This is a genomic window from Rhizobacter sp. P2_H2, from assembly GCF_056403375.1.
In genome coordinates this window covers 1-7,298 of the sequence record NZ_JBFUFP010000185.1, presented here as the reverse complement: position 1 = coordinate 7,298, position 7,298 = coordinate 1, and the positions used below count along the sequence as shown (strand labels likewise).

At 63.3% G+C, this 7,298-nt stretch carries 6 protein-coding genes and 1 tRNA gene; 2 read left to right on the top strand and 5 right to left on the bottom strand.

All coding sequences use genetic code 11. The features are described from left to right. The coding region (locus AC1D15_RS12590) for a Type 1 glutamine amidotransferase-like domain-containing protein (RefSeq protein WP_477826233.1) at nt 1-471 on the bottom strand (471 nt) is incomplete at its 3' end. Between the two features lie 238 nt (nt 472-709). Next, a complete protein-coding gene (locus tag AC1D15_RS12585; RefSeq protein WP_477826232.1) occupies nt 710-2,158 on the bottom strand; it encodes an SMI1/KNR4 family protein in 1,449 nt (482 codons plus the stop codon). A 664-nt stretch (nt 2,159-2,822) separates the two neighbouring features. Here AC1D15_RS12585 and AC1D15_RS12580 point away from each other — a divergent pair. After that, nucleotides 2,823-4,757, top strand: coding sequence for a pepsin/retropepsin-like aspartic protease family protein (locus tag AC1D15_RS12580; protein WP_477826231.1), 1,935 nt, complete (start codon nt 2,823-2,825; stop codon nt 4,755-4,757). A 129-nt stretch (nt 4,758-4,886) separates the two neighbouring features. Here the strand turns inward: AC1D15_RS12580 and AC1D15_RS12575 are convergent, their stop codons facing one another. Next, nucleotides 4,887-5,579: a CPBP family intramembrane glutamic endopeptidase gene (locus AC1D15_RS12575; RefSeq protein WP_477826230.1), complete on the bottom strand. Its 693-nt coding sequence runs from the start codon at nt 5,577-5,579 to the stop codon at nt 4,887-4,889. A 613-nt stretch (nt 5,580-6,192) separates the two neighbouring features. After that, nucleotides 6,193-6,270, bottom strand: a tRNA-OTHER gene (locus tag AC1D15_RS12570). A 72-nt stretch (nt 6,271-6,342) separates the two neighbouring features. On the opposite strand from AC1D15_RS12570, the gene AC1D15_RS12565 reads away from it, so the two are divergent. After that, nucleotides 6,343-6,867 carry a GNAT family N-acetyltransferase gene (locus AC1D15_RS12565; protein WP_477826229.1) on the top strand — a complete coding sequence of 175 codons (525 nt, stop codon included), beginning with the start codon at nt 6,343-6,345 and terminating at the stop codon, nt 6,865-6,867. A 167-nt stretch (nt 6,868-7,034) separates the two neighbouring features. Here AC1D15_RS12565 and AC1D15_RS12560 read toward each other — a convergent pair. Next, nucleotides 7,035-7,298: hypothetical protein (locus tag AC1D15_RS12560; RefSeq protein ID WP_477826228.1), on the bottom strand; the 264-nt coding region annotated here is incomplete at its 5' end.

Here is a 7,298-nt window from a genome sequence, read left to right as displayed (position 1 = left end):
GTCTTCGCCGGTCATCGGCGGCCTCATCTCGATGAACGCGTCGCCGACCTTCGGCGTCATCACCATGCTGCCCGCGCTCAAGCCGACCCACACCGCGTGTCGTAGCGACGGAAGCATCGTCAGCAGGCCTGACTGGCGCATCCAGTGGGCGAGGTACAAGGCATCGCCACCGTCCGCCAGGAGAACATCTGCCGCACGAACCCACGGAGCCCAGCGCGTTTCGCCGATGCTGGCCAGCGCCGTGAGCTCCAGCAGGCCCACCGACTTCCACCCCAGCTCGACCATCGGGCAGATCGACTGCCGCCCCGCGACGAACCGCCAGGCCGCCTGCGGACCTGCCATCGGATGGCCATAGCTGGCGGTGGGGATGCACAGCGCCGAACACTCGGAGATGGGCTTGCCCAGCAGGCTGAGCAATGCGCCGTGGATGCTGGCGTTCTTGACGCCACCGGACGTGAGCAGGAGTTTCATCGGCAGATTCCTATCGGTCTTGGTGCAAGACGGATGCGTTGATTGACTGTCTCACGACGATCCGCACCGCGAGAAATAGACACTGCGCTGCAAATGCCGATGATGAACTGCTTGTAGTGCCCTGAGCACGGAAAGGCCGCGCTTCACCACTACTCGGACGTCTGGCGACTTCGCGACGGGCTGTTCGCCGAGCTGCATGCCTTTGTGGTGAAAGCCCGTTGATCGGGCTCGTCGGCGTTCATCGACTGCCGTTGCGCCGCGTCAGTCGATTTGCAAGGTGCCGCATCCAGGAGACTGACCCTTTGTCCCGAGCCTCGTCAGGCGATGCGTGCTCACGCGTTGCCTCGGACGGCGCCGGCAGAAAAGCGGCGCGTGTGGTGCCGAACTCCTTGAGTCGATGGTCCAGGTTGATGAGCACGTTGTCTCGTTCTTCGGGGTAGCGTTCGGCCACGCGGCGATAGTGGGGAAGCAGTGAGTGGTCCTTGAGGCCCGCCAGCGCCTGCAGCGCGGCGTGGACGACAAAGCTGTCTTCATCGGCCAACCCGGCGATGAAGCAATGCAGGTGCGGCCGCCGGTCCGGCACCTTGCCCAGCGCGTACAAGGCTTGGCGGCGTATGCCGGCCTGCTCGTGGCCGGTGAATGGGGCCAGGATGGGGCCGCGGTCCACGGGCAGGGCTTCCAGCACATAGGTGAAGAACCGGAAGGTTTCCAGGTCGGTGATGCGGTCGGCAATGGCCAGGATCTCGACTTGCCACTGAGTTGCGTGGTCACGGGCGTACCAATGCAGGCACTGCAGAAAAATCAGCGGCTCCTGCGCAGCCAGCTCGGCCAGCAGCGGCTTGGCCTTGACGGGGTCGTGCTTGCAGAGGATCTGGCAGACGAGTGAACGATGCGCCAGCGCGTGGGGCCGGGGCTGGACCAGTGAGTCCAACGTTACTTCGCTGAGCCGCTTCTTGAACAGCAGCCCGGCGAGATGCTCCTGCGCCGTTTGCGCGTCGTCGCTGCTCAGCCACCCGGCCAGCAGTCGGGCCTCGGGCCCGCCGCGCGTATAGCCGAACCACGAGGGGGTCTTCTGCACAAGGTCGCCCGCGATGACTTCGTCCAGCCAGCGCTCGTACCAGGCGAGGAAGTCAGGCTCGAACGCGAAGACGGGCGGCGAGTGGTATTCGGTGTCGAAGTTGACGACGCGTCCCGCGTGCGCGCCATTGAGCACCAGGCCGTGATAGAGGGAACAGCCCTGCGTGCCCACCGGCAGCACGCCAGCGAACAGCTTGTCTAACGCCTCCTCATAGTCGACGCCATCAAGTTCGTCACTCAGGCCCAGCCCAGCCACGAGCCCGTCCCAATCGGGTTGCGACATGCCCGGCGACAGGATGCAAGGCTTGGTGAGCCGGTCGCGCTCCCGCGGCGCCATGCCGTCACCCAACCCGTAGATGCCGTAGAACGGCCCGGCCGCCGAGCCTTCGTATCCGTCTCCGCCATTGCCCACTTCAAGCACAAACCGTCGATAGGCCTCGGGCAGCGCGATGGTGAGCCGTGCTTCGAAGTCGCTCACGGTGCGCGGGCTGGCCGGCGCGTGGACAGCGTAGCCGTGTGCATCGGCGCCGAACACCTCCAACTTGGGATCGGCGACCCGGGCCCGCGCAAGCTTGTCGAGGATGCGGCGGGTCTGCTGAGGGTCGTTCATGTCGTCGGATCTTCGGGCGGGGCGCCATTCTCGCAAGCGGAGGGCGACGACCGCAAACTGCAACCGGAGCGCCACTGGCCTCGTTCAGTTTCCGGAGGTCATACAGCCTTGTGAGGGAAGAAGAGAAGAGTTTCGGCACGAACTCGCGAGGTCTGCGTTTGCGGGCGACGTCTAGAACGCCTCCTCTGCAGCGGTTGCGGCCGGTCAGCGGGAGACTTCGAATGTCCGCTCACCGCGGCACTGCTGACGCTGAGAGGCGCCCTCGGCAACGCTGGATGGACAGCGGTTCGTCTGCGCCTCGACCTGGCGCGGCGGGACGTCCGCTCTGCGCGCCCGGGAACTCACACAGTCGACCCATCGGCGACATTCGCGGGAGGCAAAACCCTGCCGCAAAGCAGATGCTTCCGTGTCAAGAAAGAACATCGGGTTCTCTTTCGACCAGACAATGCGCGGCGCCAAGCTCGCCACCGCGCGTCCGCCACGAGCACATCCGATGGCATACGCCCCGACGCGAAGAAGGCTTGTCGCGATGGCGGTGTCGCTGCCGCTGGCTACCGCGATGTGCCGTTCCCTCGCGGCGACTCGAGTTTCGTATCATCCGCCACGACWAGGTCTGTTGAACCAATTCCATCGCAGGACCCTTGCCTCCGGTAAGGGCGCCGAGATGCCCCTGGACCAGATCCTGGCCAAGCGGCTTCATATGGAAGCCTCTGTCTGCGGCTCGCAAAGCCGCTTGCCAGGGGCGGTCGACAGTCGATCCACAACGAGAACACACCATCCGATGGTCCTCTTGAACGCCCTACTTGCCGCGGCCACTTGTATGTCTGCACACGAGCCTGATCGCCTGCTGGATGACTATCGTGCCGCGATCTCGGCACCCGTCGAGAGCCGTGGAACGTGGTCGGGCCGCTATGCATTCCAAAGCGCCGGCCTCACCGGCGAAAGCACAGTGACCATCGATCTGCAGACCGGCATCTACCGCAGAGAACTGCGGGCCGGGATCATGACCGGCGGCGAGGGCTTTGACGGCCACCTGGCCTGGCTCCGCGACCTGTCGGGTTTCGTCACATCTCAAGAAGGCGGAGATCGCCGTTCGCTGGCGATCAACGAGGCCTACAGGAACGCCAATCTTTGGTTGCGCGCCGACCGCGGCGGCGCGTCGCTCGAGTCGATCGGCTGCGGTGGAATCCGCGTGACGCCGCCAGGCGGAAAGCCGTTCGAGGCATGGTTCGATGCCAGCACGCGCACCCTGCGCCGGCTACGCGAGGCGCAGAGCTTCGGGACGACGGTGGAAACAACCTTTGACGACTATCGCAGTGTCGATGGCCGAGTCGTGCCGATGCGGATCGAAATCATGTACGGCGACAGTCCGGATAGCAAGGAAACGCTGCTCCTCAAAGACGTTGCTCGCGGCGAGCCAAAAATGCCGGCCGCGTACGCCATGCCAGACGACAACCCGCGGGATTGGAAATTGCCGCCCGCGGGCGAGACGACACTTCCTTTCCGCCTGGTCAACAACCACATCCTCGTCGATGTGAAGGTCGATGGGCGTGGCCCGTTTGCCTTCATGGTCGACACCGGTGGGCATAACATCGTCACGCCGTCGACGGTGGCGGCGCTGGGTCTGAACGTCAAGGGATCGACGTCGACCTCGGGCTCGGGAGAGACGGTGGTCACCGGCGGCTATGCCCGCATCGGCGAAATTGATGCTGGCGGTGCGGTGCTGGCCGATCAGACTTTTTTGACCCTCGAGTTCAGTCCCCCCGAGGTTGAAGGCCTCCAACTCGGTGGAATGCTGGGAGCGGAGTTTTGCGAACGTTTCGTCGTCATGGTCGACTACGGGGCTCGCACGATCACGCTGATCGACCCGCAACGCTTCGAACCGGCCAAGCAGGCGTCGCTGGGTATTCCCCTGCCGATGCGCTACTACCTGCACATGCCTCAGGTCGACGGTGCTGTCGACGGGCGATCGGCGCGCTTCAACATTGACACGGGCGCGAGGGACGAACTCGTGCTGACGAGCACGTTTGTCGCATCCCACAGGCTGCGGGACGAATACCCGCACGGCGTGACCATGACAACCGGGTGGGGCGTCGGTGGCCCTTCGCGCACGTATTCCGTGCGCCCTGACACCGTGTCGCTAGGGCCTGTTACTGTCCAGCGACCGGTGGTCGGTCTCAGCGCGGCCACCAAAGGCGTGTTCGGCGACCCATCCTTCGACGGGAACGTCGGAAGCGGGTTGCTGAAGAGGTTCGTGGTGACGTTCGACTATGCGCGCAAGACGCTGTACTTGGCGGCTCTCGCCAAGACAGATCCGGACACAGGCAGCTTCGACCGCATCGGCATGTGGCTCAATCTTGACTCTGCCGGCCAGACGGTGATGGACGTTCTTCCGGGCGGGCCCGCTGACGTGGCAGGACTCAAGGTGGGTGATTTGATTACTGACATAGATGGTGTTGCGCATGACCACCGTTCGCTATCGGACACCCGGCGAGCCATGAAGCTTATGTCACTGCGGAAAACTGTGGTCATTCGCTATCGGCGGGGCGCGATCGCCTTGGAGACGATCGTCCAGCCCCGGGAACTGCTTCCAAGATGATCGAGACGCTGTTCTCACATCGACGCGACGGAGGCACACCGCTGTCGAGAAGGCGGCGCGCCAGAGCCGCAGGGGCTTGCAACCCTGAGCAGCCTGTCGAGGTATCGCAAGACGCACGCTGACCGACGTTCATCCCGCAAAAAGCAGATGGCGCCCGAGATGATCGAGCCACAGATCCCAGTTCAGGGTGATTGCCACCAGACTCGCCGTATCGCCCACGATGTGAGCCACCATATTTGCCCAGAGGTTCCCGCGCTGCTGAAGAACGAGTAAGCCGAACAGCAGGCCCAACGTGCCGGTAAGCAGCATACCGCTCGGCCCCTGATGTTCGTGCGCCAGAGAAAAGAGGATCGCGGCCAGCAAGACTGCAGCGAATCGCGCCGGCCTTGAGTTTCCCAATAGCTCTGCGGTTTGAGAAATGAGATAGCCGCGATAGACGATTTCTTCGCCAATTCCGGCGGATATCCAGACCGTCGGCAAAAGCGGCAGCAGCGAGCGCCAGTTGCCACGCAAGTTGTCAAACCTGCTCAGATCGCGATGCGTCGCGGTGACGTGGTCGATAACGGGGCCAAGCAGAAGACGACTCGACAGCACCAGCACAATCCCTACCATGGCACCGAGTAGGACGGCTTGCCCCAATTTGCGAGGTGGCGCAAGTCCCAACTCGGTGATGGGCGCCCCTGGTTTGAGTCGAACCATCACAATCGCCAATCCCGCGCCAATAGGAACAGTCCAGTACGGGGAGACCCACGGAATGTAGAAGGCCGCAAGGGGTACGAGCACCAGTCCTGCGAAACCTGCAATGTGGGGACGTGAAAACATTCTAGAGATAGCACCTTCGGGGCCGCCTGCCACAACTCCGCGCCCCCAAAGCAGTCCTCCACGAGCGGCAGAATGTGGCCGGCTACAGCTGTTTGCTCTGTTGACGCCTTATTCGAACATGTCACGGCGAGACTGCAGCCTGTGCAACCACCACCGGCCTAGACCAGCGATGGGAAGGCCGAGGATCGTGCCAGTCGCGAGAAGCGTGAGCCGCCAATCAATCGTTGGAGCCGTGTCGCTTGGTGCGCCAGGGGCAGACAGAGCGAGCGCGACTCCCGGCGCAATCGCTACAAGGACGTAAGGCCACAGACGCGGTCGCGCAACCAGCAGAAGCGCGAGCACAGTCGTGACGACTATTCCCATCCAGCCCATTGATCCCATGCTACTCGAATGCAGTCGTTCGCGATCGGCTGCTTGTGGCCGACAGTGTATGTTCGTGGAATCGCCTGCAAGCAATCGATCGCTGCCGGGACGGTCGCCACGTGCGACCGCTTTCGGGGCGTCGGGTGAGGGGCACGGTCGGCCAGGTGCGGTCGGTCAGCAGCGTCCGCTTTGGGCACGATGCGTCTAGGTGCCTGAGGAAGTTGAGATTGGAACGCCGACGATGTTGGACGGACAGCGACAGGGGTTGAACCTGCACCTTCTAGAGGATGGTTTTTGCCATGCGTCTACCAAATTTCGCCACGCTGCCCGCAGTCAGTGTATCGGCGCTTGAAGGCCGCCCCGGTATGCTGGTGCGACGCTGACAACCACGAGGCGCCCAATGCACGTAGACCTTGTTGCTGAGCCGCAATACGAGTCCCTGATTGATCTGCTTTGCGAGTTGCATGCCTACTACAACGAAGGCGCCGTGATCGCCCGAGATGTCGTGCGGGAGCACCTGCTTGACAACTTGCTGGGACCGAGGTCGCCACACCGCCTGATCGTGGCTACGGCGGACGGCAATCGTGTGCTTGGCCTGGCCGCCATCACACTCGTCTACTCGCTCGTAGACTTTGCGCCGGATATGCGTCGGCACTGCCAGCTGAAGGAGCTGTATGTGAGTACGGCCCAGAGGAGCCAAGGGGCCGGCAGGGCACTCATGGCATGGGTTTCTCGGTACGCCCGGGATAACGGCTGCAGCCGCATCGACTGGCCGGTGAAGGCGTCCAATATCCGAGGAATGTCCTTCTACGAAGACCTCGGTGCTGCGCTCGTGTCGGAAAGACTCAGCTATCGACTCTCGGAGCCAAACCTGAGTGCCCTTGCATACGAAGGGTCCGGAGTGTCCTGTGACGGCGCCGCATAGCGCGATATGACGTTGGCGAGCGTCGGCTTTGCGTCCGCCTGAAAACCCGCGTCTTCTACAGATGGCATCCGCAGCCCCGGGCCTGCCAGACGACGCGCTGCGCGGCCGGGCTGACGAAGGCCACGGGTGCCGTGTCCGTTCGAGCGGCACCCTGGCCCACCCGTATTTCAAGCCGTGCCATAGAGTTGGTCCTGCGCTGCGCCGAAGTGCGTCATTTCCTCGATGTCCTCAGCCGGCTGCTCTTTCTCGCACAGTTCCGACGCATGGGAGCTTGCAGCCAAGGCCGTCCCCAGCATCGCGAAGGCAGCCGTGGAGTAGATGCCGAAATCCCAACCGGCGGCGCCAGTCACGCTGTTGGTGATGGCGCCGACGGCCTTGATGCCACCGGCCGTGATCATGGTGGCGGTGTACTTGTTGTAGTTGTAGAAGGT